The organism is Phycisphaeraceae bacterium (assembly GCA_020639155.1).
Lineage (GTDB): Bacteria > Planctomycetota > Phycisphaerae > Phycisphaerales > UBA1924 > JACKHF01.
Map to the genome: position 1 here is coordinate 1 of JACKHF010000001.1, position 26,359 is coordinate 26,359.

General features: G+C 55.1%; 17 protein-coding genes and 2 tRNA genes. 7 read left to right on the plus strand and 12 right to left on the minus strand.

The genetic code is table 11. The features are described 5' to 3' along the window. Window positions 1-310 precede the first annotated feature (310 nt). Window positions 311-384 (minus strand) — tRNA-Met (locus tag H6815_00005). Window positions 385-469: 85 nt separating this feature from the next. On the opposite strand from H6815_00005, the gene purD reads away from it, so the two are divergent. Further along, a complete protein-coding gene (gene purD / locus H6815_00010) occupies window positions 470-1,792 on the plus strand; it encodes a phosphoribosylamine--glycine ligase (GenBank protein ID MCB9858812.1) in 1,323 nt (440 codons plus the stop codon). On the opposite strand, the gene H6815_00015 is transcribed toward purD, so the two are convergent. Both H6815_00015 and H6815_00020 read right to left on the minus strand, forming a co-directional pair. Continuing rightward, on the minus strand, window positions 1,793-3,289 hold the full coding sequence (locus H6815_00015; protein ID MCB9858813.1) for a hypothetical protein: 1,497 nt from the start codon (window positions 3,287-3,289) through the stop codon (window positions 1,793-1,795). It lies immediately after the preceding gene. Between the two features lie 101 nt (window positions 3,290-3,390). Beyond that, complete coding sequence (locus tag H6815_00020) at window positions 3,391-4,080, minus strand: PEP-CTERM sorting domain-containing protein (GenBank protein MCB9858814.1); 690 nt, start codon at window positions 4,078-4,080, stop codon at window positions 3,391-3,393. Window positions 4,081-5,222: 1,142 nt separating this feature from the next. Here H6815_00020 and H6815_00025 point away from each other — a divergent pair. Next, window positions 5,223-7,376, plus strand: a complete 2,154-nt coding sequence (locus H6815_00025) for a glutamine synthetase III (GenBank protein ID MCB9858815.1) — start codon at window positions 5,223-5,225, stop codon at window positions 7,374-7,376. 92 nt (window positions 7,377-7,468) lie between these two features. Here H6815_00025 and H6815_00030 read toward each other — a convergent pair whose 3' ends face one another. Together H6815_00030 and ggt are read right to left on the minus strand one after the other, a co-directional pair. Continuing rightward, the gene (locus tag H6815_00030) at window positions 7,469-8,467 is read right to left on the minus strand and encodes a hypothetical protein (GenBank protein MCB9858816.1); all 999 of its coding nucleotides are present in this window, start codon (window positions 8,465-8,467) and stop codon (window positions 7,469-7,471) included. A gap of 213 nt (window positions 8,468-8,680) precedes the next feature. Continuing rightward, on the minus strand, window positions 8,681-10,315 hold the full coding sequence (gene ggt / locus H6815_00035; protein ID MCB9858817.1) for a gamma-glutamyltransferase: 1,635 nt from the start codon (window positions 10,313-10,315) through the stop codon (window positions 8,681-8,683). Between the two features lie 240 nt (window positions 10,316-10,555). Between ggt and H6815_00040 the strand changes: the two genes are divergently transcribed. Beyond that, window positions 10,556-10,628: transfer RNA gene (locus tag H6815_00040), tRNA-Thr, on the plus strand. Between the two features lie 398 nt (window positions 10,629-11,026). Beyond that, entirely contained in the window at window positions 11,027-12,310 is a 1,284-nt protein-coding gene (locus tag H6815_00045) for a TlpA family protein disulfide reductase (GenBank protein ID MCB9858818.1), read from the plus strand. A 147-nt stretch (window positions 12,311-12,457) separates the two neighbouring features. Here the strand turns inward: H6815_00045 and H6815_00050 are convergent, their stop codons facing one another. The 7 genes from H6815_00050 to H6815_00080 form a co-directional block, all read right to left on the minus strand. After that, window positions 12,458-14,050 (minus strand): cytochrome P450, encoded by a 1,593-nt coding sequence (locus H6815_00050; GenBank protein MCB9858819.1) that lies wholly within the window; start codon window positions 14,048-14,050, stop codon window positions 12,458-12,460. A 228-nt stretch (window positions 14,051-14,278) separates the two neighbouring features. Continuing rightward, the gene (locus tag H6815_00055) at window positions 14,279-17,668 is read right to left on the minus strand and encodes a tetratricopeptide repeat protein (GenBank protein ID MCB9858820.1); all 3,390 of its coding nucleotides are present in this window, start codon (window positions 17,666-17,668) and stop codon (window positions 14,279-14,281) included. Then, window positions 17,665-18,255, minus strand: a complete 591-nt coding sequence (locus tag H6815_00060) for a sigma-70 family RNA polymerase sigma factor (GenBank protein MCB9858821.1) — start codon at window positions 18,253-18,255, stop codon at window positions 17,665-17,667. The genes H6815_00055 and H6815_00060 overlap by 4 nt, the downstream gene beginning before the upstream one ends. 411 nt (window positions 18,256-18,666) lie before the next feature. Continuing rightward, on the minus strand, window positions 18,667-19,152 hold the full coding sequence (locus tag H6815_00065) for a DUF1772 domain-containing protein (GenBank protein MCB9858822.1): 486 nt from the start codon (window positions 19,150-19,152) through the stop codon (window positions 18,667-18,669). Beyond that, the gene (locus H6815_00070) at window positions 19,145-19,504 is read right to left on the minus strand and encodes a hypothetical protein (protein MCB9858823.1); all 360 of its coding nucleotides are present in this window, start codon (window positions 19,502-19,504) and stop codon (window positions 19,145-19,147) included. The genes H6815_00065 and H6815_00070 overlap by 8 nt, the downstream gene beginning before the upstream one ends. Window positions 19,505-19,660: 156 nt before the next feature. Next, window positions 19,661-20,620 (minus strand): C1 family peptidase, encoded by a 960-nt coding sequence (locus H6815_00075; GenBank protein MCB9858824.1) that lies wholly within the window; start codon window positions 20,618-20,620, stop codon window positions 19,661-19,663. A gap of 352 nt (window positions 20,621-20,972) precedes the next feature. Next, entirely contained in the window at window positions 20,973-22,712 is a 1,740-nt protein-coding gene (locus H6815_00080) for a hypothetical protein (GenBank protein ID MCB9858825.1), read from the minus strand. A 713-nt stretch (window positions 22,713-23,425) separates the two neighbouring features. On the opposite strand from H6815_00080, the gene H6815_00085 reads away from it, so the two are divergent. The 3 genes from H6815_00085 (at window position 23,426) to H6815_00095 (ending at window position 25,928) form a co-directional block, all read left to right on the plus strand. Next, a complete protein-coding gene (locus tag H6815_00085; protein ID MCB9858826.1) occupies window positions 23,426-24,118 on the plus strand; it encodes a sulfite exporter TauE/SafE family protein in 693 nt (230 codons plus the stop codon). Next, window positions 24,118-25,548 carry a trypsin-like peptidase domain-containing protein gene (locus tag H6815_00090; protein ID MCB9858827.1) on the plus strand — a complete coding sequence of 477 codons (1,431 nt, stop codon included), beginning with the start codon at window positions 24,118-24,120 and terminating at the stop codon, window positions 25,546-25,548. Before H6815_00085 ends, H6815_00090 begins: the two co-directional genes overlap by 1 nt. A gap of 104 nt (window positions 25,549-25,652) precedes the next feature. Continuing rightward, a complete protein-coding gene (locus H6815_00095) occupies window positions 25,653-25,928 on the plus strand; it encodes a hypothetical protein (protein MCB9858828.1) in 276 nt (91 codons plus the stop codon). The last annotated feature ends 431 nt before the right edge of the window (window positions 25,929-26,359 follow it).

Here is a 26,359-nt window from a genome sequence, read left to right on the forward strand (position 1 = left end):
GCTCACGGACATTTGAAGGACCACAAATCTGATGCGTTTTGACAAGTCAATGAACCCACTGCTCCCAACACCTCTATAACCCGACACTCTGAAAACAGAGACACGGAGAGACAATCGCCGAACTCAGGTCGGATTTGGCCGCTGCCCCACTGTCTCTGGTTATGCCTTTGACCTGAACGGAACCGACTCGTGCGCGAAGTTCCGCCCCCACGATCCGCAAATGCGGCCCAAAACGCAGGAACGCTGCCGATCGGTTCAGCAGCGCCTTGCATCGTTCGGGTTGTCGGTTGTGTTTGCAACCGGCGATCAATAGCGGGGGCTGGATTTGAACCAACGACCTCCGGGTTATGAGCCCGACGAGCTACCAGACTGCTCTACCCCGCAATCAGGACCCCACAATAGCCCCTGCCCACCCGATCGTCAATCGAACATCCATCCAGTTCGCCAACTCGGGGACCTATCCTCGTCTGTGACAACATCATCAACCACACCAGATGCCATCAACGTCCTGCTCATCGGTTCGGGTGGGCGAGAGCACGCAATTGCCCATGCAATATCCCGATCCTCTCGACTCGGCACCCTGCATCTGACCGATCAGTCGAATCCTGGCCTGCAGTCGCTCGGTACGCGAGTTGACATACCCGTGTCGCGCAAAGAGATCTACAGACTCGACCAGTATTGCAACCATCACAACATCTCGCTGGTCATCATCGGCCCCGAAGACCCACTCGCTGAGGGGTATACCGATGCGCTCGCAACTGAGACACGCTTTGTGTTCGGGCCAACCCAGGCTGGCGCTCGTCTTGAGAGTGACAAAGCGTGGGCGAAGCAGTTCATGCGTCAGATGGCAATCCCAGCCGCTGAAGGTCGTGCGTTTACTGATGCCGAAGCTGCGCACGAGTATGTGCGCACTCGCATGGATGGTGTTGTTGTCAAAGCGGCCGGGCTTGCCAAGGGCAAGGGTGTGATTGTTCCATCAACAGTGGATGAAGCGCACGCTGCGGTGGATGCAGTCCTCGTGGAAAAGCAGTTCGGTAACGCTGGGAATATCTGCGTTATTGAAGAACAACTCAAAGGCCCTGAGGTATCCGTCTTCGCGTTAACCGATGGGAAAACTCTTGCAGTTCTTGATGTGTGCCAGGACCACAAACGCCTGCTCGACAACAACATGGGCCCGAATACCGGGGGCATGGGCGCGTTCTGTCCAAGTCCATTGGTTGAGGCGAAACTCCTCGCTCAGATCGAACGTGATGTGCTGCTTCCAACGGTGAGTGGCCTGCGTCGCGAGGGCATCGTGTACCGTGGTGTGATCTACGCTGGATTAATGCTCACGCACGCTGGTCCGAAGGTGCTCGAATACAACGTACGATTCGGCGACCCTGAGGCCCAGGTGCTGCTCCCCCGCTTCACTTCGGATGTTCTGGAGATGATGTATCTGACGGCGCAAGGCAGACTTGAGGAAGCAGACATCCAGGTGAGATCGGGTGCTGCATGCACAGTTGTGCTCGCAAGCGAGAACTACCCGGATTCACCCCGCACCGGCGTGACTGTCAACGGGCTTGATGATGTCACGGATGAAAACGTTGTTGTGTACCACGCGGGGACAAAGCGAGATGCGTCCGGCAACATCGTCACCAGCGGCGGTCGCGTGCTCGCGATCACCGGTCTTGGAGACAATCTCCATACGGCACGTGACACTGCATACAACGCGGCGAAGAAGATCCACTTTGATGGCATGCAGATGCGCTCCGACATTGGCGCATCAGTTCTGACATCGAATGCGACTCGGTAGCTACTTCTGCGCGGTGCGAACAAAATCAACCAGCATCCGCACGTACTGATCAAGCGTGCTCGCCGGGTATGTTCGCTCAACATAATGGTTTTGACACACTGCTATAAATCCACCCACACCCAGAGATGCCGGACCTGAAGCCACGGGCTGGAGTTTGATATTCACGATACCAAGTGACAAATCACTCAGTGTGAGAAATTCTATCGATGTGAATGGACCCGTCATGCCATAATCGTGTAAATCACCGATAATCTGTATCGCTTCAGAATCCACTGGAGTTTCACAGAGCGTGCGCACAAGCTCCGCAACTGTGCTTTGGAATGATGCAGAAAGCTCTGTTGTAACTCCCGCTTCGCTCCGAAAAGCCCACCCGTCCAGCGTCCTCGCAAAGATCGCTGTGAGACCGTCTGTTGTTGTCACGCGTATCGCACCGATGTCCTTCGCTGGATGCTGCACACTCATGCGTGAAACAAGCTGAGCAGGTGTCATCAAAATCTCGCTGATTGACGCGCTCGACACTGTGAGCTGCACAGACGCTTCGGGCGGTTTGGACGATTTGCTCCGATCCATGCGACGGATCGTCGCGGGACGAGACCGCATGACAGCAGAGTTGGAAGGATCCGCCAGTGCTGTTCGTAGCGTCACCACTTCCTCTGTTGCGCCACCGGATTGATTCTTCCGGCTTGAACGCACTTCGACATCAACAATCTGATCATTCCATCCAGGTGCTTTATCTGCACCGGGCTGTATTGTCTCCCACGAGAGAGTGCCAATCGATTTCAGCAGAGCATCCATTGCAGTTGCATCAACAACACTGACAACAGGCTTTGTCATGCTCCAGCGGGAGCCGGAGCGCTGAAGTTCCATGGGTTCGTTGTTCGTAATAATCGCAATCGAATCTGCTTCACCAACACCTGCGAAGCAGTGCTTGTTCAGCCATGCAACAGGACCGGGAGCATACAGACCATCAAAGACCTCACTCGGCCACACGCTGGTATGTGTTCGGTCTTCCTGATTGATTGCGTAAACAACACCACCGAGTCGCGGCGACGTCAGTTGATACCGAATCCACCCGTGGCCCTGCACACGAATGCCAAGCCTATACACATCCCCAAACTGCTCCGAATCATCACGCTCACGCTGGGAGGATCGAACCTCTGTTGAACCCAGCACGCGCAACATCGCCCTGACCTGTGTCTCTTCAACCGGCCATCGAAGTGATCTCGGACTTTCAGTCAGACTCTCTTCAAACGCAGCCCACCACGTACCAAATGCATCCTGACTGACGACAACACGTTTCCATGCGCTCCCCGACAAATGAAAACCATCAGGATGTTCGAGTTCAATCTCAACAGCAGCAGCAACCTGATCCGTTGTCAGAACCGAGGTCACAACGCCAGTGATGCCAGTCCCCTGCTTCGGACGAAGCAGAATAACAGCTGCAATAGTCGCCACAACAGCAATAAGAAGAGAGCCAACGACAGTAGCTTTGGACATGCACGAGTGTACACCCTGCAATGAGTGCAGAAAAACAGGGACGACGCCTCATGGCATCATCCCTGTGAAAGAAACTCAGACTCATACCATCAATGTATCGTTCAGCGGCGGCGGCGAGTTGCAACCAGACCACCGAGCCCGAACATTGCCAATGCGCCTGGTGCGGGCACTGCTGTCACGACAACGTTGTCGATGCCCCATGACTCGTCACCAATACCCTGAAGACCCCATGCTGAGAAATCGAGTGTCACTTCAGCATCGGAATGCTCAAGTGTGACATTGATCTCTTGGATCGCATCCACTGCCCAGCCCTTCCAGATATAGCCGAGTGTGTTGTTTTCCTTGGCGCCGTAGCGATGCGGGAAGGATGAACCAGTCTCTTGATAGTTCATGGGCCATGCTTGCTGGTAGTACCCAGTAGGCTTGCTGACCGCAAAGGTGGTATCGATCGCGGGCTGCTCGCCCTGAACACCAAAGCTCCAGCGATCTGGACCCGGATAGTCGTTGCCATCCCAAGTGCCGATCACGTACAGGTCGAAACTGACCTGCAGCTGTGTGTGCGCGGGGATATTGCTCAGTGAGAGTGACACTGTGTCGTTGTCAAACTGACCGAGGAACGTCTGCGTGCCAGATGGTGAAATCTCAGTTTGCGTGTGAGACCAGCCGGTCAGGCTTGAACCACCATTGAAGTTCTGCTCGTAGGACCAAGGATCAGCACTTGCTGCTCCGGTCAGAAGTGAGCCAGCAATCATTGAAAGCACAGCAGCACGAATCGCGATGCGACGGTTCATCTCTTAACCCCCTCTGGGTCATCTATGTAATGTTGCCAATGTCGTGGGGCCTCAATCCGCAACAATGACAGACCCGGCAAAATGCACGGCTCCGTCCACAACATGCGCCAAGCCAGAGGTTTGGCCAGAAAAACACAAGCCAAACACCATGTTTTTTCTTTGTAGAGATGAGATTGCCTGAAAACAAACTAGTTATAGGACATTATTAACCCTGCTTCACTCCATCGCACACGTGCTGCTGTTCCTTTGTCACTGGAACTCATCGCCCACCACACCAGATCGACCGGGCAATCGAGATCCAGAGCCAAAGAAGCCAGTATGGAATCATCCAGATCCATCAGAGGGCAATCGATTGTCGCGGGTTGCCGCCGAGATATGGCCCTCACAGCAGAAACCGACGCCCTCACTGCTTGTTCTTGAGGCACCTGAACAAGCCCCAGTTGTGAGATGAGAAGCCGGGTGTTCAGCAGTACAGCATGGTGATGAGAAACTGATGCCACAGGTTGTTGATCTGGTGCCGAAGAACCGGCATGCTCATACCACAGCACTCGGTCGCAGTCCATGTCCTCTGCTATCCAGCGTGCATGGAGCATGACAAGTTCACGCGATCTGTCGATAGACTCACCCTTGAGCAGTTCCGCAAGCGCCAGTCGTTTTGAGTCGTCTATCGAGAGGGCAGGTTGAACACCCAGTCTATCCATCTGAGCGGACGCTGCACGCTCACATTCATCGCTGATTGCCGGCGACACAAGGCCATACACCACTGACGGAACCTGCCCAGCTGCCTGCGATGAATCACGTGCCAATACGACTCGCGTCAGATTGACAAGCCCACCGAGATCCCCGTCAAGGACGACGAGCGTGCGTTGAGTGCCGTGTCTGTGGTGTTCCTGTTGCATAGATATGCAGACTATCGGCGCAAAGCGATTCTCATGTCGAATCACACCCTCGCAAACCGCCGGACAAAGTTTGTCTTCAAGCAGAAACTGCCGACTTTATGGGCAGTTTGACCTGCATTCGATTGTCGATTTGCGTCGGTTCTGGAGTTTTACCCCGGTATGTTTCTACCATGAACGGTTGCGTGGATTTCATTGGCAGGGGCCGATGAAGGTCGCATGTTCCAGTGACAACAGAGGATGCACATGAACGCGAGCGGATGCCAGACGGGACATTCCAAGGTTCGGGTTGTTGATACATTCGGAGCCGATGTCTTTCACGATCGGGAGATGCGTCAGCGCCTACCCAAGAGCGTGTACACACGCCTGCGCGCAACGATTGACCAGCACGAGCCGCTTGATGAGCATTTGGCTGATGTTGTTGCCAACGCCATCAAAGACTGGGCAATCGACCATGGTGCAACACACTACACACACTGGTTCCAACCGCTGACCGGCCTGACAGCCGAAAAACACGACTCATTCCTCCAACTCGATGATCGTGCAGGCGCTATCAATGAGTTCCGTGGCAGCACACTCGTGCAGGGAGAGCCCGACGCCTCCAGTTTCCCATCGGGCGGTTTGCGCACCACATTCGAAGCTCGCGGCTACACCGCGTGGGACTGCACCAGTCCACCATTCATCCATCGTCATGGGCCAAGCCCCACGCTCTGCATCCCTACCGCATTCGTTTCGTGGACAGGTGAAGCGCTCGACAAAAGAACTCCGCTGCTGCGGTCTGTTGCTGCACTCAACAAGCAGGCAGTCCGTGTGCTGAAGTTCTTTGGTACAGATGTTGGAGTCACGCGCGTTGATACAACAGTGGGTGCAGAGCAGGAGTTCTTCCTGATCGACGCTTCGCACCTCACGTCTCGACCGGATCTGCAAATCTGCGATCGCACACTTATTGGTGCCCTCCCCCCGAAGGGGCAGCAGCTTGAGGATCACTACTTCGGATCTATCCCATCGCGTGTGCTCGCATTTATGACAGAATGTGAGCAGACCCTGTTCCGACTCGGTGTGCCTGTAAAGACACGCCACAACGAGGTTGCACCATGCCAGTTCGAGTTTGCATGTCTCCATGAGACAGCGAACCTCGCGTGCGATCATCAGATGTTGGTCATGGAAACACTGATGCGTACGGCGCCGCGCCATGGTTTGCGATGCATCCTGCACGAGAAACCGTTCGCAGGCATCAACGGCTCGGGCAAGCACGTGAACTGGTCTATGGCGACAGATACCGGCATGAATCTGCTCGATCCGCGCGAAAACACCCACGACAATCTTCAGTTCCTCACATTCCTTTGCGCAGTCATTCGCGCTGTGGATCTGCACGCAGATCTTCTGAGAAGCTCGATTGTCTCCGTTGGCAACGACCACCGTCTCGGTGCGAACGAGGCGCCGCCGGCAATCATCTCCATCTTTCTCGGCGACATGCTCTCAGATATCATCGACCAGATCGAGAAAGGCGGAGCTACCAAGAGCATCAAGGGAGGTTCTTTGAAACTCGGCGCAAACACGCTGCCGACACTTCCCCGTCATTCAGGCGACAGAAATAGAACCTCACCGTTCGCATTTACAGGCAACAAGTTCGAGTTTCGCGCGGTTGGTTCTAGTGCTGCAGTTGCACTGCCAGCAATGGTGCTGAACACTATCGTTGCGGATTCGTTGCTGTTCATTGCTGACGAACTTGAAAAAGCATCGCCAAAGAAAACTGAACTCTCTGATGCAGAGCGCCAGAAAATCATTAACAAACTACTCAAGGACATCGTTGTCACCCACAAGCGTGTGCTGTTCGATGGCGACAACTACGACAAAGCATGGCATGACGAAGCAGAGAAACGTGGGCTCCCGATCATTCGTACGACGCCTGAGGCAATCGCTGTGCTGCGTGATCGCAAGACCGCGGAACTGTTTAAGCGCCAGAGTGTTCTGAACAAGGCCGAGGTCGAAAGCCGCGCAAGCATCTTTGCTGAGAAATACAACAAGCAACTCACGATCGAGGCCGAGATTCTTGTATCAATCGCGGAATCGCGCATCCTTCCCGCACTGCTGCGCCACCAGTGTGAGCTTGCCGAAGCAGTGTCCGCAACCGAGGCAGCCGATGTTGATCCACGCGATCTTCGCGGCCTGCTCGAGGATCACAACGAAGCCGTCCATCGCATGATCGCAGGAATGCGCAAACTCAGCGAACAGATCGATATCGCCCATCACAAGGACCCGATCAAGCATGGTTCGTTACTGGTCGAGAAAGTCATTCCTGCAATGGCTGACCTGCGGCAGATCATTGATGATCTTGAACGCTCGGTTTCACATGATCTCTGGCCGATGCCAAGCTATCAGGACATGCTCCGGGTATAAAAATGCTCTTGTACAATCTCAGGATAAGACAGGACCCCGGCATGTACCGGGGTCCTGTGTCTTCGGATGAAGCTGTTTAGCTTTCGATGAGATTACGGGCAGCCCGCCGCGTACTCGTTGCCGAAGCAGATGTAGTCAAAGATGTTCAGTGCGCCGCTGCCGTCACAGTCAGCATAGCTGGTGCCTGAAGCGTACTCGTTGCCGAAGCAGATGTAATCGAAGATGTTCAGAGCACCGCTGCCATCGCAATCGGCGTAGCATGGCTGCGCGCCGCAGGTCATGTCGTTGGCTGTGCCCGGATCAAGCTGCTTCAGGCTCGGGTCCGGCACGCCGTTCTCGATAAAGCCGAAGCTGCGATCAAAGTTCCAGACAAACGGATCTGCACCTGTGAGTGCATCTGGATCGGTATCGCCACCGGCCCATGCACATGGCTGCCCGTTGCTGAACACACGCACAAAGCCTTCGGCGTTGTATGCGTTGCCACCCGACTGCGGGAACAACATGTTGAGTGAAGTACCACCGAACTGCTCACCGTAGTCGTAATCCATTGTGGAACTGGAGTTATCAATCCAACCCACTGCATCAATGTCAAGCATGCCTGTCAGCGGCACATCAATGATGCCGTCATGGTCCGTGTCGAACTGGTATGTCACAAATGGGAGTGTGCCACCAGCAGCCGCATCCCAACGGAAAAGCACAAAGGTGTTTGCACCGTTTTCGATGTCCGGATCAAAGCCAACAGGATCAACCGAGACATTGGTTGCGGGATCTGGCTGGGGCTCAAGCACGAGGCTTGAATCACGCAGCAGAAGGAGCCCGTTTGAACCGAATGAGAGCCCGGTCAGATCAAAGATCTTGTCGACATCGCCGCCGACGAACGCCCCGTCACCCTCGACAACCATGAAGTACCAACCAGTGAGGTCAGCATTCGGTGTGCCCTGGAGTTCAACGAACTCAAACCCGTCGTCCGCACCAACCGGATTAAAGAAAATCTCAGAGATGTACGCTTCGGTCTGCGCACTCGCCACGCCCGCTGCACAAAGCAGACCAGCAGCGCATGCAGAAACCATACCACATCGATGACCAAACATGTGTCTCTCCCTTTCCAGGTGACCTGAATACTGCCAAAGTAAAACCACCAACAAACCCTCTTCATTGGGGATGGCCCAGCCAATACGGGCCCGATTGACAGCAAGTAGAGTCTAGGGAGAGAACCAAAAACGTCGAGACCGCTTTCGTTGAGATTGTGCGAAAATCGGGGCAAGAGCAGGAATTCCACAACAACCAGATCGTGTCCGATGGATTTATTGCGTTTTCCACAAAAACGCAGGCTCACCACCCTTTCGAGGATCTGAGCCAGCTCTGGGGAAGCCATCGGTTTGCTTGATTGCCTGCACATTCCCCACAGCGGCAATTTCGCCAAGCACATGCCCACGATCAGCAATCGCATCAGGCCACATGTCCGGCCATTCGTGTTGCCCCCATGTTTCCAGCCGAACAATGTTCGGGGACCATTGATGATGCAATCGGGGACGACGAATTGCCTCATTCGGCGGAAGATCAGTCACCAGCATCCTGATCAACACCTGCATCGTACCGGTAATGATTCTGGGACCTCCAGACGCCCCGGCAACTGCAATGACCTGTCCTTGATCGAGCACGATCGTCGGTGTCATGCTGGAGAGCGGGCGTTTGCCGGGCTCTGGCCTGTTTGCATCCGACTGTGTCAGGCCGTACGCATTCGCCCCACTGCTTGTCGTGAAATCGTCCATCTCATTGTTGAGACAGAACCCAAACTCAGGGACCGGGAGCAGCGAACCAAACTCGGTATTGATCGTCTCGGTACACGCAACCGCATTGCCCATCGGGTCAATCACACAGAAATGACTTGTGCCATGGTCCTCGGGGAGGTCCACTTGCGTGCCATAGGCTTCAGGCGGGAGCGTCCGATCAGGATCAATCCGATGCGCCAGCGAATCGAGGTATGCAGGATTCAGCAACGCATTGATTGGTACATGATGGAACGCAGGATCCGCAAGGTGGGTTGCGCGATCAGCAAATGCATGTTTCATCGTCTCAATCAGCACATGGGCATCTGCAGGATCATCGAGAATATCGACGCCCTCACGCAGCGTGCCTGTGCGTTCAAGTATACCGAGCATCTGCGCCATCGCGATGCCACCGCTTGACGGTGGCGGCATTGTCAGCACGTCATATCCGCGAAACCGGAAGGAAATAGGTGTCATTTCCACAGGTGCGTATTGCTCCAGATCAGCCGCACTAACCACACCACCATCACCATCAACCGCGCGTAACACTGCTTGAGCTATTGCTCCCTCGTAAAAGGCAGTCGCTCCATCTCTTGCAATCAAGCGAAGCGCTCGCGCCTGCTCTGGCAGCCTGATTCGATCACCAACCTGTATTTGCCCATTGCCAAGAAACCGCTCCCATGTAAAAGCAAATCGAGTTTGCAACGATGGATCTGCACGAAATCGCCTGACAAGACCAAATGCGGTCTCAACATAATCTTCGTCGACAGCAAATCCCTGCTCTGCGATACGTATTGCGGGCTCAAGCACATCTGCACGATCCATGGTTCCCCAGTGCTCAAGCGCGTACAGCAGCCCACTGACTGTGCCTGGAACCGCAACTGCATGTCCACCATCCCGTGATGCCCTTCGGTCATCAAGTTGCTCGTAGTGATCTGGAGCGATGCCTGCTGGCGAGGTCTCACGATAGTTCAGCGCAACAGTCTTTGCTGGCGCAGTCTCTGTCGGGGCAAGGTACACCACCATGAAACCCCCGCCACCAATCCCGCACGAATACGGCCGAACCACCGAGAGGGCAAAGCTGGTTGCCACAGCAGCATCGACCGCATTCCCACCTTTCGCCAGAATCTCGACCCCAGCCTCTGAAGCGAGCACTTGATCCGCAGCCACGGCACCGAGAGGCTGGTACTCACGCAAAACTGCACACCCACCAAGCACTCCACTGACGCACGTAAGACAGAGGACTGAGACAGAAAATCGCCGGATTCTGCACATAGACCACCCTCTTGTTTCACCGATTCTCACGAGCCTCGCTACTTGTGTGAATAAGGCTGAAGAGACCATGACATCTGGCCGAACGGGTCTAAAATATCTGCCCTGCGGAGGCCACACGCCTCTGGCAGGCCATCTGCCGCCCTAGCTCAGTTGGTAGAGCAACGGTTTTGTAAACCGTAGGTCCCCGGTTCGAGTCCGGGAGGCGGCTTTCCACACCCAAACAAAGTGCGCCTCCGAGAGAACAGATCGAGCTGTGAGCATCTTGCACCTTCTAGCATATGATGCGTTGTCAATCATCTTGAATCTTCGGCTCATCAAAACCCGCTCAGAACACTTCAATCCAGTACGCGCTGAAACAAGTCTGTAGTCGCATCTTTGTGAGAATACACGATGATTGTTGCAGTTTGCGGATCAGGCTAAAGCACCGGGGATGTTGTCGATAGTGAAGTTCTAGTCGAAACTTGTGACCAATCAGCTCGCTCAAGACATCCAGATGCATTCTAATCGGGGCCGTTGCAATCGTGATGCTCGCCACCTCATCAGTATTATGTCTGGAGCAATGAAATGCGTTGTCAGTGCACCCTTGTATCAGTCATAGCAATCTGGATGTGTCTTTCAGGTCCCGTTAATGCCCAGGACGACTCCGTCGACACTTCACTTTCTGCGCTGCGACACGAGTGGCAAACGTATGTGCGTGAGCATCGGCTGAGTGATGGCTCCATTGAGGGAGCTGATGTATTTCTGATTGAACACCTTCAGGGATACCCGGTTGAGACTATGAACGCAACTCAGATTGCTGCACTGACCGAGTTTGTTGTAGGCAGGAGTCATATACCTGCATTCGTGCCACTCTGTGACCAGATACGTTTTCGTGCAAAGCGATTATCTCGGCTGCATTCAATGGAAGGTGCAGTTGCAGCTGAAGTGCGCGTTGTACTCGGCCCAACTCTTATGTCGGGTTCATATGAGAATCTGGTCGATGCGTTTGGCAACGACATTGCAGATGATCTTGTCCGTCAGATTGCCATGGCAAATAATGATTTAATCCTTGCTGCACTGGATCATCCAGGGCTGGAGGATGCTCTACGCGCCGGATTTGGTCATCGCATATTCAGAAGAGCACCGCTGCAACTAACTCCGCAGGAAGTTGAACTCATGGCATGGCGATTGGCTGAACTGAGTGATGCAATCGACCAAAGCCCCGAGACAGGACGACTCAACCTGCTTCGCGAGCACTTTCAGCTTATGAGAACCGCGGATTCGGAACTGCCCGCAGCGCTCATCGGAGCGCGCAGGCTTGCACTGGTCGCAGCACTTGAGGACAAGTTGCATCGGCTTGATACAGAATCTGCTCAGGCAACGTACATCCGCAACGAACTCGCAGTGCTGGACACCCCTGCTATGAAGGGAGACTTGATTGGATCGGCAGCTGCAAGCCTTGCATTTCTTGAGCAGGATGGAACTGAGGCAACGAGCCTTCAAGATTTTCGCGGCGGACCCGTCGCGATTGATTTCTGGGCAACATGGTGCGGCCCCTGTATTGCGTCATTCCCGGCACTTAAAGAACTACATACTCAACTTTCTGATCGTGGTGGTTGTGTTTTGAGCGTGTCAGCGCCCGAGGGACGGTTGCCAGGTAGTAAAGTGGGCGAACATCCTGTTGAGCCCAAAGAAGAAATCAAAGCAGTGCGACGCTTTGCCCAGCAGCGAGGTGCATCGTGGGCATTTGCCCTTATCAACGGGAGCATTATGGATGCTCGCTACGACGTGCGTGGTCTTCCCACGCTTGTGCTCGTTGACAGCAATGGAATTGTCAGAGCAGTGCATTCCGGGATTCTTCAAATCGACGACATACCCGCTCTGCTGAATAAGTTACCAGATTCAAAGTAGATAACATTCTCACAAAACAATGTCGTTGTCGGCTCGTACACAGAATGTTGGTCGATGTAGTTGCATGATTTGACGTGTGGTAAGACGCTGACTCAGTTGTGTTAATACGAGGGTCATCTTGGACTGAGCATCAGATGGAAGCGAATATCAACCCTCTCGGATTCGCAAATTCACGAGCACCCCATCAGCGGGCTTTGTGGACACACCTGCATACGCGGAAATCTCACTCTCAACTGCAGTCAGTTCAAAGAGCTTGACAACCGCACCAACAACTAGAGCGACCTCCATCTGCCCGAGATTCTTGCCGGGGCAGAATCGCGGCCCATGACCAAATCCGAAGTGGGCCCACTCACGCGTTCCGAGGTCTGTGGCGCCGCGACCGATCCATCGCTCGGGAACAAACCGTTCAGCAGGGAATCCCGTCACACCGACACCCCAGTGATCTTCATGCCTGTTGGCATGCCAGACATCCAACAGGACGTGCGTTCCACGTGGCATAAACAGCGAACCACCTGTATCAGTTTGAATCCAGGTATCGGCTGTAGCCCGACGGGGATGAAAGTACAACGCTGGTGTCAGACGCAGTGTTTCGTTAAGCACGCATCCAAGATACTCAAGTCCTGCAAGCACCTCAGGGTTGTAATCCTCCACCTCGCGCACTTCACGATAGAGCTTTTCCTGAGCTTCCGGATTGCGAGCAAGATGCGCCAATGCCCAACTGGCGTATGAAGTTGTCGCCTCAAGAGCTCCAGCGAGAAAGACACGTATGTTCGGACGGAGCGCTTCATTGGACGCCTCTGACTTGAAGTACTTCCATAATCCGAGGCCCGATGCCCGTGGCTCGATTGCGCTGGTGGTCAACTCTTCAAAGATCGCAGCAGCATCTCTCGACCGAGCTACTCCTGGCATCCATCTGGGAAGACGATGCAATGGGCACCCGGATTTGGTCATCACGGTGTCACGCACGATGCGATCAATGAAATGGTCGAGCGCTGGCACCTCTCTCTCTCGAATCGATTGTGGATCGACTGAAGCCCCGAAGAAACTGTTGACCAGCATGTCGAGCATGACGGCTTTGATTTCGATATCAAGCGTTACGCGAAGCGTCGGATCACCGTGCTGCTCTACTCTTTGGCGAACGAGTTTGAGCCGCTCGACTGCTGTGTGACGGAAGGTGTCCGCAAACTCGCTGAACACCTCCGGCTGGTACAGCGTCGATCGGGAGAAAGGTGGCGCTGCCATGCGCTTCTGCGCTTTCCACTCGGCACCATTTGAATACAACAGCGTGCGTTCGCCCGTCGCGCGCGCGATACCCGATGTCGGCATTGTGTCGCGGTCGAACTGCCCTGGCTTGTCACCAGATGACATTGAGATCGCCCGAATGACACCAGGGTCGCGCGTAACGAGCACAGGCGCAAAGCCGACGACTTCAAGATATCGGTTGTGTCGTGCGCCTGCGTCAGTCTCCGCATCAGCACCGTGGAAGTACGTCTCAAGTATCCGCAGCGGTTCGCGGTAGTTCCATGGATGTGGAAACGGCAACGCTGGCCGAGTTGACCGCAACGAAACAAGTGGAACGCGGCCGGGGCGAATAGATCCTTTGAAAGGTGTGCGACGGAGAAACTGCCTCGACAGTTGCCTGAAACGAGCAAACCGCGTTCGCGAGGAACTCGCATCTTGCTCAGGAACAGGTTGTTTCGTGCCTGCAACGCTCAAAGACTCATCGTTCGGTTCTGCCATCGTCAATCGTATCTGGGGAGAACCGAGAGCAGATTTCAGGTTTCAACGTGTTTCGTTTTGGTCGCGAATGGAATGGGGTGTACAAGAAACCACAAGTTACATCTTGGTCGAACAAATCGGCAACCTAAACAAGCTAATCGCAGACTTCACGGTTCGTGAAAGTGTGAACCCAATATTTGGAGGGGACGGGATTGTACACTTCTGCATCTCGACGGCCGCGGGTCTGATTTAGTCGTCGTCTACTGACGCGCCCACCCGCTTACGCCAATCTTCAGCGTCCATGGGCCGATCCCATGCTTCATACAGATCGACCAGTCGCTGCGTTGCGGGCGGCAGTTTTTCCGCTCGCAAGTCTGTGGGCAGAGAAGCCTCAAGCGCCGCGTGGCCCGCAAGAAGAAGGAGTTCGGCTTCATCAAATCGACGCTGTCCGGCGATCGCGGCACCGAGAATGGTCCGCGCGTCGGAAACGCGCCAGTGATCGGCTCCAAGCACACGCGAGGCCGTCTCGATTGCCTCCCGCATGAACGTTTCGGATTCTTCATATCGTTCGAGGGCGTTGAGCGCAACGCCGGTTGCGATCATCGGTGGGAGCGCTCGCTCGCTGTTCTCGCCGTCGATCCGGCGGTACCCCTCGAAAGCTTCGCGGTAGGCTGCCTCCGCCTCTGCGAACTTCCCGAGTTTCTCGTGTACGGAACCGAGGAACGTGAGATTCGAGAAGGCCAAGTGACTGTCTTCCTCCTGCGAACGACGACGCTCAATGAGAACTTCGAGCACGGCTGCGGTTTCGTCGAAGTTCTCCGCCTTCAAGAGGATTTGAGCGAGGTCGTCGAGATCACTGAGTGTCTGGGGGTGGTCGCCGCCGAGGCTGCGCTGGCGTGTCTCGGCGATCTCCCTCCACATCTCGCAGGCCTCGTCCAGCCGTCCCTGTGACTCGCGGACCCTGGCGATGCGCACCTGGACACTGAGGGTAAACGGATGGGTGTCACCCACAGTCCGGAGGCGGGCTACGTATTCTGCCTGATAGAGGCTGCCAGCTTCCTCGAGGCGACCCTGCGCGTGCCTGATACTCGCCAGATTGCCCAATGTGTTGAGCGTGTTCTGATGGTCGTCGCCAAGAATGCGGCGCCGAGCCTTGAGGATGTGCTCCTGGAGCTCCGCCGATTCGTCGAGCTGCCCTCTTGCCTTGAGCGTGAGCGCGAGCCCCCCCATGACGCGCAGCGTATCCGGGTGCGCATCACCGAGGGTTCGGCGGCTCTCCTCAAGCGCCGCTCGGAAGATGCCCTCAGATTCATCGAGGAGTGCGTCGGGATCGTCGCCGGGATCTACGCCCTGGACACGCCCCCGTTTTAGATCTACCGCCTGATAGAGGATTGACATGCCGAGGTTGCTGTACGCTGCCTGCGTGTCCGGGTGCCGCGTGCCGCTGACCAGACTCCATGCCTCGTATGCCCGCCTGAACTGATCTTCGGCTTCGTTGCTCCGATCGAGACTGATGTACAGAGCCCCGAGGTTGTTGATCGACTGAATGGTGGAGTGGTGGTTGTCGCCGAGTGCCATCCTGCGGCCCTCAAGGGCCTCAAGGTAGAACTTTTCGGCTTCGTCGTAGTTCCCCCGAGCCCGGAGCACCTGCGCGAGCCAGTTGATCGTGGCAAGTGTGTCCTCGTGCTGGTTCCCGAGAACTCGCCGATAGGCATCGACGCTGGTCCTGAGGACCGTCTCAGCTTCATCGAGCACGCTGCGTTCGTGCAGTATGTGGCCGACGTTCGCGATGGATTTCAGGGTGTCCGGGTGCTCATCACCGAGTACGCGCCGCCGGTGCGCCTCGACTTGGCGGAACAGACGTTCTGCGTCTTCAAACTCTCCCTTCAAGACGAGCACATCGGCCTGCAGGGTCGTGGAATCAAGTGTCAACGGCTCAGATGCTCCGAGGGTCTCGGTTCGAATCTGAACTGCTCGTGTGGCTGCTTGCTCGGCCGGATCGAGAAGACCCAACTCGAGCAGCCGCTCGCCGAGTGCGTGATAGAGTTGTGCGCGCACGAGCGGTTGGTCAGAGAACTGTTCTTCAATCTTCTCTGCGCTGGGATCAAAGATGTGTTGCCGCAGCGCGTCCACACCGATGCCGGTGAAGTCGATCTCGCTCAGCATCGGCTTCAGCTGCGCACGAGAGTCCTCCGGTGCCGCGTCGATAATCGCACTGCGCAGATCAGCGCCCATAAGCTCCGGCACAACCGTGCTGAACTGTTCGGATTGAAAGTCGACAACCTGCTGCAGGTTATCGCCGCGTCGCTGTGCAATTGCCGCTTGCGTCCGAGACTCGATGAGGCCCCATGTCGTACCGAAGATGCCCAACACAAGCGCCCCAGCAACGATGCCACCCGCGATGACCTGGCCCCTGTTGCGTCTCACGAACTTGCGGAGTCTGTAGCTTGCGCTCGGCGGACCGGCGAGCACGGGCTCGTCGTTCAGGTGACGCTCGATGTCAGCCGCAAGTCCGTTGGCCGTCTCGTACCGGCGCGTGCGGTCCTTCTCCAGGCACTTCATCACAATCCAGTCGAGATCGCCGCGCAGGATCGTGCTGAGCCTAGCAATATCAACACGACGCTGCTCGGCGGTGCGCGTGCCGGTCTCGCCCAGTGAACTCAGTCGTGTCGACGGCTTGTGCGGTGTCTCCTCCCGGATGATGCGCATCATCTCGGCGAAGCCGGCTTCCATCAGCGACGTGCTGTCGAAGGGAGTCGTGCCCGTGAGCAGTTCGTACAGCAGCACGCCGAGCGAGTAGATATCACTTCGTGTGTCGATATCAAGCCCCGACATCTCCGCCTGCTCCGGGCTCATGTACGCGGGCGTGCCGATCATCTGACGGTGCTGCGTATAGATTGTCTTCTCGGTCAGTTCCTGATTGGTCGCTTTGGCGATACCAAAGTCAATCACCTTTGGCACAGGCACACCGTCGTGCATGGTGACCAGCACGTTGTTCGGCTTGATGTCGCGGTGGATGATCCCTTTCTGGTGGGCGTGCTGGATCGCGTGACACACCTTCATGAAGAGATCAAGGCGTGACTTGGTATCGAGCTTCTCCGTGTCGCAGTACTCAAGTATGGGCACGCCCTTGATGTACTCCATCACGAAGAAGGGGCGGCCGGTCTCGGTCATGCCCGCGTCGAACACCTTTGCGATGTTGGGATGATCCATCATCGCAAGCGCCTGGCGTTCGGCCTCGAACCTTGCGATCACCTGCTTTGTGTCCATGCCCAGCTTGATGATCTTCAGCGCCACGCGGCGCTTGACCGGCTCGCGCTGCTCCGCAGCCCAGACCGCGCCGAAGCCGCCTTCGCCGATCTGCTCGAGCAGTTTGTATCGTCCGATGTGTTCGCCCGCGCGTTCGCGTGACGACGCAGCAACTGTCGCGTTCTCCTGGTTGGCAGCGACCACATCGCTGGTCGGCGCATCCATGAAGCCACCCGCTTGTGCATCGGCACGGAGCAGCGTCTCAACCTCGGTGCGGAGGGAGTCGTCTCCCGCGCACGCTTGGGCAAGCGCCGAGGACTGCTTATCAGCGGGCAGATAGGCAAGCTCCATGAATATCCGTCGCGCTTCGTGTCGTCTGTCGCTGGTCATGCCTGTTCTTTCTCGATGTGCCTGGTTAACTCTCGGTACAGCACCGCGCGTGCATACGTCCACAGGCGAGCGGCCGTACGCGGCGAGACTCCGATCGCATCCGCCGCCTGATCCACGCTCAGGCCGGCGAAGAACCGCAGCCGCACAACTGCTGCCGCCTCGGGGTCGTCGATCTCCAAGCGTGTGACCGCCGCATCGACTGCCAGGATTTTCTCAGAATCTGCGGCTGCGAGGGCACCAACGTCTCCGATGTCTTCGAGCCTGACCTTGCGGTCGCTGCTTCGCACGGATCGCGACCGGGCGTGATCGATGAGGATTCGGCGCATCGCCTGAGCAGCAGCGGCGTAGAAGTGGGCGCGGCCTTCCCAGGGAACATCGCGCGGACCAACAAGCTTGAGGTACGCTTCATGCACGAGGGCCGTGGCTGACAGCGTGTGGTCATTGCGTTCGCCTGCCATCCGCTGCTGGGCAGCGCGGCGCAGCTGGTGATAGACCAGCGGCAGGAGCTGCGCCTCTGCTTCCCTGTCGCCATCCGCAACAGCGTGCATCAGCATCGTCACATCGGGTTGATCGTCCGAGGATCGCATGCCGCTATCTTATGGGGAAGGGTGTTAGATCGAGACAGAAGCAATGGAGGTGTCGTCATCGAATGAATCAGTGCCTGCAAAGGATGCTAGTACATTGATCGTTTGTGAAAAATCATGCAGCAACTCTGTGAGAGATACTTGCAAAATCGGGGTGACAGGACACCAGTTGAACTTTTTACTTCTCAGCTTCGCGATTTCAGCTCAGAAATGCTGATTTCACGACTCGTGAAAGTGTGAATCCAGGATTTGGAGGGTACATAGTTGCAGTGAACGCCTGAGCGGCTTGCTGTGGTCGTACCATCGAAAAGCGGCATGAACTGTGTTTGGATAGGACAGCATCGGGAAGATCCGTGAGCACGACGACCTCTGGGGCGAACCGTACCGAGGTGTGATCGCTGCTCTCACTGTCATTTAACTCATGAGCCGGAGTGATTCCGCGAACAGCAGAACGGATCCGATCGATGCCACACTGCGCAAATGATTCCAACGGGTCCAGACAACCAAGTAGCCCTGCCAGAACTGGGCCGTCTCACTCTGATCGGCATCCATCCGCGCGAGCTTCTCATTCAACGGGACGTTCCCGACGACGGTCACAAGGAACAAGCCGACCGCATACAGGAGCCCCGCACCAAGCAGTTGGAGCCACCACGTCTGATCCGTATTCATCAGCGCAAAAGCCACTGCACAGAGCGACAGCAACGCCGTGCCGAAGAACGGTACCATGAACCACGGGGTAAACACTGTCTTGTTGATCTGCTGCATAGCGCGGATGCCCTCCGCATCCGACAATCGTTTCAACGCTGCCATGATGAACGTGGAAAAGGCGAACAGCGAACCGCCGATCACCATGGTACCAACGATTGCAAGGCGGATGAGGATGGTCACAAGATCATCCATTGCTGACCTCCTGAGGGCTCAGCAGACCTTCACGGGCGGCTCTCGCCGCAAACTCGGCGAAGGACTTCGCAGGCCGACCCAAAACACGCTCGACATCGTTCGTGGGCGCCGCGTTGACGCCACTGCGGGTGATATCGAAGAGGTACGCGAGCAGATCGATGTATTCCGTGGGGACATTCAGGTCGGTAAGCGCCGAACGGAACGAGTCATCAGAGATCGACTCGTAGCGGATCTCACGGCCAGCGGCCTTTGACAACTCTGCTGCGATTTGATCGTGAGTCAGCGCCTCCGGCCCCGAAAGATCGAGCGATTGGCTGTTCAGGCTCGTATCAGTGAGCGCTAGGGCAACCACTTCGGCAATATCGTCCGCGTCGATGATGGGTTCAACGGCATCGCTGTACCCTCCAAATATTCAATTCGCATATGATCCCAGGGTCTGCTGCAGGCATTGCTTGCAATCGATACACTGCAACATGGATCCCATTGTCAAACTTTATCAGATGCTCATTCATGCGAACTTGGAAGTGTCGATCCACTCGGCGCTCGTGACGGTCCACAGGTCCATCGCAAGCCCTTCCAAGAAATAGTCATAGGGGAGGTACCCAAAGCCATCATCGCCCCACTCTTCGCCCCACGAGTTTTGGAAGATGATCGCTCCTTTGGAGTCGTCGAGTTTACTACCAGCTATCTTGATCTTGTCGTCGTAGCCGACCGCGAGCACAGCGTGGCCGCCCACCTGCTTGTCGCCGGGTTGAGGATAGGGCACTTCGCCCTGCCAGTTGATGGGGCGATTGATACTGTCGTACACGGGGAAACCGAATGCGACGGGATTACCTTCGGCCAAGGTGGAACGGAGCGCGTCCAGGTTTTGCCACGCGGTGTTGCTGTACAAATCCAGACGGGCATAGAGCGTCGCCTTGTAGTTCGCGGCAAAGGAGTAGAGGAAGGCGTCGGGCTCCTCATCGAATCTGGAAATGACGTATGGCCAGCGCTCCTCGGGAGGAACACCGTGAGTGCGGGTCGCCTTGATCGTCTCCCTGATAAAAGCGCCCGTGTCGCCATCCCATCCCAAGAGCTTGCGGGTGATTTTGTAGAGGAACAGTCGGGAGAGGTCCTCATGCTCGCCGGTCAGCCGCCTTCGGACAGCTTCCAGCATGCTCACGACCGCGTTCGCAGTGCATGAACCAAGTGACTCCTGATCCTCGATCGGCGAGAGCCATCCAGACAGTCGGAGATCGATCCACGGAGGGGCCGTGACTGCCGCACCCGAGCCACCCGAACCATTCGAGCCATCCGAGCCACGCATCCTCAGCGCCGCCATCGCCTTGCTCACCGCCTTGCCGGATGCTTTCCGACCGAGTTGGCTCTTCAGTTCCTGGTCAAGTTCTTCTTTGGAATGATCGCGGGCATCCGGCACATCTGGGAGCCAGCCTAGCCCGACGTACCCGGGTTCCGCAGCGTGCGCCATGCGTCTAGGCCACCAGGGCCCTCCTTTGAGCGAAACATCGAGCTCGGCAATGCGGTCTGGCCAGTGCGTTCCACCCTTGACCACCGGACCGATCCCGCGCCTAGGAATGACTGAACGCGGTGGCCACCAGACACCGCCTGTGAGGCTCCGCCGTGATCGCCATACTCTTGCCTTCTGGCCTGGATACCAAGCTTCGTTGCCAAGCGGCGATGCTGGACCATCGTGTTCGGCGTATTCGCCCGCCGTTTCAAGCGGTGTGGGCTGGATTCCACTGACTGCGGACTGGGGGTTGCGTTCTATTGCCATTAGACACCTCCAAGAGATGGCGCGGGCGTTGCCCGGAGCCTTTGTTTCATTGAGCCTGCGCGATTCGGTTGTACGCGATATCCGTCAGGCGGAATCTGCCAGGAGACTCGGGGATCGCCTCAAGTTCGTCCACTGTAATTTGACGGATGGCGTTGACGCTCGCGGTTCTTTCCGGTGTGACCAAGGGAAGGTTGACGATGAGCGACTGCAGTACCTCGAGAATGCCTGCGTTTCGCGCCAGGTTGTTGCGGCGTTCGACTGAATCCTCCGCGGGCTGGTCGGTGGTCATCTGGTGGAGTTGGCCCGACCAAAGCAACACGTAATCGGGGGTCGCTCGCAGACCCGGTTGCGCATCGACCTTCTGACCGATCAGCACGGCGAGTTGCCTCTGTGCGAGCATGGCGGCTGCAGTCGAAGCGATCGCATCCAGGCGCTGATTCATATCCTGGGTTGCATCGTCGCTGGTATCCAGCAACTCACCCAGACGACGGCGGTCACGATCCGAGGCACCCTTGAGCGTGGCCTGACTGACATGTTTCGAGGCACCTACTGAAACCGTCAGCACGGCATACGTCTGAAGATCAAAGTCTTCACGTATTCCGGGCTCGATGTCGAACGGGAGCCCCGCGTTGGGCCCATTAGTTGTTTGAACCGTGAGTGGCATCTTCTCGATCGGATTCTGGGCCGGGCCTAACTTTTGATAACTCGTGGCCCCGGGTGCGGAGCTACCTTGTGTGATCACGGATCTCTTCCGCCCCTTGACTGTGTTGGAATACTCAACTGGTAAGACGTTGCGATAGACTTTGTAGAGCCGGAACCCCTGAAGGCGAAGAAGAAATTCTGCGAGATACTCGGACCCGTCGATGCCTTGTACTGGCTGGTAGTGAAGGCGTTGGGCCCAGTCCGGACGGAAGTACTCCGCTTGGGGCCCACCGCGACCCTCAAGCTCCCGCTTGATAATGAGGTACGAACCGGTGCGAAGTGCGCCGTTTAGCACGTATCGCGCGCCGCTGGGTGGTCGGTTTGTCCTTGCCAGCGCGGCGAGTCGATCACCGGCAAGTTCTTCGATATGCTGTGCCGCTTGGGCTCTGGCGAAGGGACCTGGGGTAAACGTTTCGGGGTCACCGATGTCGAGTGTGCCTACAGGGCCATTGGGGTGAAGCGTGAGATCAAAACGAAGCTCATAGTCGTCTTCGTTCAGTGCGTTGATGGCCTGGGCAACATCCAGCGCAAGGCTTATTGGCAGCTGCGCCTGCACCGGGGCATAGCTTGTGAGACTACCGATGCGATTGAGGGCCTGCGACGCCTGCTGCTTATTTTCCTTATCCAGTTCGACCACGTAGATCCGAACCCTCAGCGGATATCCCTGATATACCGCTGGGCCGTACAAAACTCGGTCTGCGAGTCCGAGCAGTGCTCCTGAGGGTTGGTCCTTCTGCTCGAAGAGGATCTTCGTGTAAGCAGACTCGGGATCGTCGCTACCGTCATCAAACACTTCCGCGTACACGAGCACATGCGGGCTCGCGAACTCCTTGACTCGCTTAAGGAAGAGCGTGTTTAGAGAGATCGTGACCACGTCGCCAACCGCGGGCACAATGGTCGGGCTCGTTGGATCCCCGGACGGCCACTGATCACGATCAATGATCTCGCCTGTGCGACGCTCCACGCCGTACAGGACCGGCTCGCCGGTGACAAGGTGCTGGGTGGGATTACCGGCACACCCAGCTAGCAAGGCCGAAACCAGCGCAAACTTACTGAACGACGCGAGAGTCCTGGTACCGCTCACGAGATTCACCTCCTAGCTAGGTTGCTCCGAAGCATCGCGCGCTGCTCCGCTCAATCAGACCGCATACATGTTGTCCGCTTCTGTGATCCCAACACGCGCCAGAAGGAGTGCCGCACCACTAGAACTCAACACGACCCTCAACTAAATTAACGCCTACGCACGCCAGAAATACAAAGTGATGACAGGCCGGCGTATCAGAACATTGTCCTGTTTCCTCCAGATATCTACCCGGTTGCATTTTATCTTAAACCTGCCATCAATAGCGATACATAATATGCTGTCTTGATCTACAAAGTATCTCAGGCTTGTCAAATGTTGAAAAATTGCTCCGTGAAACACGGTTTATAATTGAAGGGCAACAGTGCGTTAATAGAATTTTTGCGAATCGAATCGGCAATTTTATCGCAGAAATGCCGATTTCACAACTCGTGAAAAAACTCCTTATTTTGTAGAAAACGGAATACTAAACCTATAGATGTTTTTCAAATAATTTAGAGTAATTACTAATAAAAATAGGGGAAATTCCTAGACCAGTGACCGTATATATTGCACCCTTGCCTAGGACAATACAGCCATGTCCATCTTCGTAGAGATATGCATTTCACCGTTCAGAAAATATTAATCGAGTGCTTGGAGATGTCTTCACCCTTTTCCATCAAATACAATTTTGTCCTGCTACTATTTGGTTCCGTATGATGACTGAATCCTGCACAGTGAAAATAGAAGCCAAGTCTCGCGCTTGGGATGGTTTGCTTGAGCTGTTTACTGGCCTTGCCCTAGGCCTTGCAATCGGTGCCTTAACCGGTCTCTCCATCACTTCCGTAGTTGGACAGGTAGTAATCGGGTTGATTGCGTTGATCGCTGCGTTTCTTGGACTTGTTCCCACATCTGATGGTCCAACATCTTTACAATTAGTACGTGGTTTACCTCGACTACGAACTATTGGGCTGAGCGTTGGCATACTTGCAGGGGCATCTGCTGGAATATGGGCCCGTACTCATCAGGTGCTTGCTCCGAGCCTCGCTGACCAAGCTCAAGAATGGAGAAATGTCGGAGTACCCAAAGACGAAATATGGCGGCTTGTGGTGATGGAGAAATTTGGAACACTTCATACAGAAAACTTAAACTCTCAAGGTTCTAAACCCGGCATACTGAGCGGTGTTCTCTTCGATGGCGAAGCGAGTGTGGTTCTCTGGGCTCTCGATCCGGATGATCCTGCAAACGACAGTGCAGTCGATTGGTTAAATAGGATGGCACAGGCGCGGAATCCCGCATGGCGGAACGCCGCAGAACAATTGAGAAAACTCGAAGGTGATCACGTCGCCCTTCGCACAGCACTTACCGCTGTTTGGATTGCAATGAGAGAAAATTATCAGCAGAACGAAACACGAGACGGAGATTCGTAATGACACGACTGCAAAGCGCGTACTTAATAGTAGTGTTTCTAATACTAACGCTATCACCATTGGTGCATGCCCAAGATTCACCTCTATCACGTTGTAAAACCCAAGCTGCTGCTAAATCAGTAGTAAGAATCTTGGCGCATTGGCCTGGTCACGAGAATCCAATTCCAGGCACCGGCTTTGTCTGGGGCGAACGAGGCCAAATTGTAACTGCTCTCCATCTGGTGGTTGGTGCTGATGAAGTAATCATCGAGTTTGATGGCAGTAACCGGATCGTGAAAGAGCCTTCTCACAGCCTCCTAGATGCTGATCTCGCACTATTTACAATCGATAACGCACCAGAGATACCCCCACTGCTACACCGAAGTGGAAACACCAATTCGGAGACTGCAGTCATGATCGGGCATGGATACGACCGCTCAATCTGGAGTGATGTTGCAATGCGCATCCGAGCCACAGACAACCTTCAACTCCGCCACATACTCGGCGGACAGGCTCGTGACGAGATACGTGAACTCGGATTCCCGAGCCTGAGAGTTCCCGTGATCGATCTTGAAGGCAACGCCGTCCCTGGAAACTCAGGCGCCCCTGTATTAGATGCTGAAGGATACGTGATCGGAGTAATCCAAGGCGGACTCGAAGCGGGTTCGACAGGATATACTTGGGCGGTACCTGCATCGAAACTCGAAGAGCTTAAAACGAGCAAGCATCGCCGAGTACTTGGAAGCAGCCAAACACCTGAAGTGTTCTTCGGTGATTTTAACTTTGGCGATACCCGTCGTGCAAAACAATTCCGGATACAAGCAGATCGAGACGCTCAGAACTTGCTCGTGTATATCGGTACGAGAGATCTCCGCCAGTTGCGTGCTACAGCTGACGACCAACTCGGTTTGGCACAACTTGAAGCCATCTTTCGCCAGACCGGACGACAGATTCATAGTGATGCTGAGTTTGATTTGTACGCTGATCAGTCGTCTGGCGCGAGAGTCGTTGTTCCAGCAGGAGTTGATCTTGAAATTGATAAAGATCGGATCGAGTACCAGCGGCACAATGGTGATCTCTTAGCTCGAATTAGGATAACCCAAGTAGGCTCAACCAACGAAGCCCAGCAGCAATCACTCAGCGTAGAACAGTGGATTTCATCGCATGTAAATGTTTCAAATGAAGGGTGGCGTGGTGATCCTAATTGGTCAAATATCTCAGCGTGCACTTATCCAAATGGTAGCGTAGTCAGACGAGTTGCGTATGTGCGGCATTGGGGTCTACGCATGACCGGTTATGCATTTGCAACTTATGCGCATAAGGCTGATCAGTTTCTTGATGCTGTTGCCTTGCAGATTCCTAATCCAGAATCCGAGATTGATCAGTACTCTTTTGATCGCGAATGGGTTGAGATGATGATTGCGACCCATCTCACGAGTTACTCACACTAGTGGATGTAGAATGACGCTCGACCATCTTGTCCCCTCCAAATACTCAGTTCACTCATGATTCTAGGCTCAGATGCTGATTCTGAGTGCCATTGATACGCTGCAGCATGAATCAGATGGTCAAGCCCTGGCAGATGCTCGCAGTGATCGTTGCAGGTCTGCTCAACGAGCAGCAGCAGTTGGCGATCGAGTATCTGCGTGAAGAAAATCGAATCCTGAGAGAGCAGTTTGGGAAGCGTCGGCTCAGGTTCACCGATAAGCAGCGCAGGCGACTTGCGGTTCGAGCGAAACGGCTTGGTCGGAGAACATTGCGTGAAGTGTGCTGCATCCTGACTCCTGTGCCATCCAAATACTCAATTCACTGGACTTTGCTTCGGAAATGAGGTTAATAAACCCAAAATTGTGCTTTCAAATACTGGAAGCAACGTTTGAAACAAATAAAAGCACTAGTGAACACTGTCTCAGCTCGACAATCCACGTGTCGGAATAATTCCAAACGCAACTCGTAGCTCACTCGCTGCCAAATCTAGCATTTTTGTACGACACAATATTGTGTGGAGTTATTCGTAGTTCAAACACAACTCTAGAAAGCATGGGGTGAGAGGACAGGATCGAACTATTTACAAGCTATTGATACACAAGCACTTACAAAGATCGCAAGCAAAACTAAATCGAGGTGACAGGACACCAGTTGAACTTTTCACCAACCGCATCCGCGATTTCAGTGCAGAAACGCAAATTTCACGACTCGTGAAAGTTTGAATTCAATATTTGGATAGAACGCCAGTTGAACTTTTTGCCGACCACATCCGCG

Excerpts from the sequence above, each read along its gene's own strand:
- H6815_00015 (MCB9858813.1), bottom strand. The coding sequence starts at position 3,289 with ATGTCCAAAGCTACTGTCGTTGGCTCTCTTCTTATTGCTGTTGTGGCG.
- H6815_00020 (MCB9858814.1), bottom strand. The coding sequence starts at position 4,080 with ATGAACCGTCGCATCGCGATTCGTGCTGCTGTGCTTTCAATGATTGCT.
- H6815_00025 (MCB9858815.1), top strand. The coding sequence starts at position 5,223 with ATGAACGCGAGCGGATGCCAGACGGGACATTCCAAGGTTCGGGTTGTT.
- H6815_00030 (MCB9858816.1), bottom strand. The coding sequence starts at position 8,467 with ATGTTTGGTCATCGATGTGGTATGGTTTCTGCATGCGCTGCTGGTCTG.
- H6815_00045 (MCB9858818.1), top strand. The coding sequence starts at position 11,027 with ATGTGTCTTTCAGGTCCCGTTAATGCCCAGGACGACTCCGTCGACACT.
- H6815_00050 (MCB9858819.1), bottom strand. The coding sequence starts at position 14,050 with ATGGCAGAACCGAACGATGAGTCTTTGAGCGTTGCAGGCACGAAACAA.
- H6815_00055 (MCB9858820.1), bottom strand. The coding sequence starts at position 17,668 with ATGACCAGCGACAGACGACACGAAGCGCGACGGATATTCATGGAGCTT.
- H6815_00060 (MCB9858821.1), bottom strand. The coding sequence starts at position 18,255 with ATGCGATCCTCGGACGATCAACCCGATGTGACGATGCTGATGCACGCT.
- H6815_00065 (MCB9858822.1), bottom strand. The coding sequence starts at position 19,152 with ATGGATGATCTTGTGACCATCCTCATCCGCCTTGCAATCGTTGGTACC.
- H6815_00075 (MCB9858824.1), bottom strand. The coding sequence starts at position 20,620 with ATGGCGCACGCTGCGGAACCCGGGTACGTCGGGCTAGGCTGGCTCCCA.
- H6815_00090 (MCB9858827.1), top strand. The coding sequence starts at position 24,118 with ATGACACGACTGCAAAGCGCGTACTTAATAGTAGTGTTTCTAATACTA.
- H6815_00095 (MCB9858828.1), top strand. The coding sequence starts at position 25,653 with ATGAATCAGATGGTCAAGCCCTGGCAGATGCTCGCAGTGATCGTTGCA.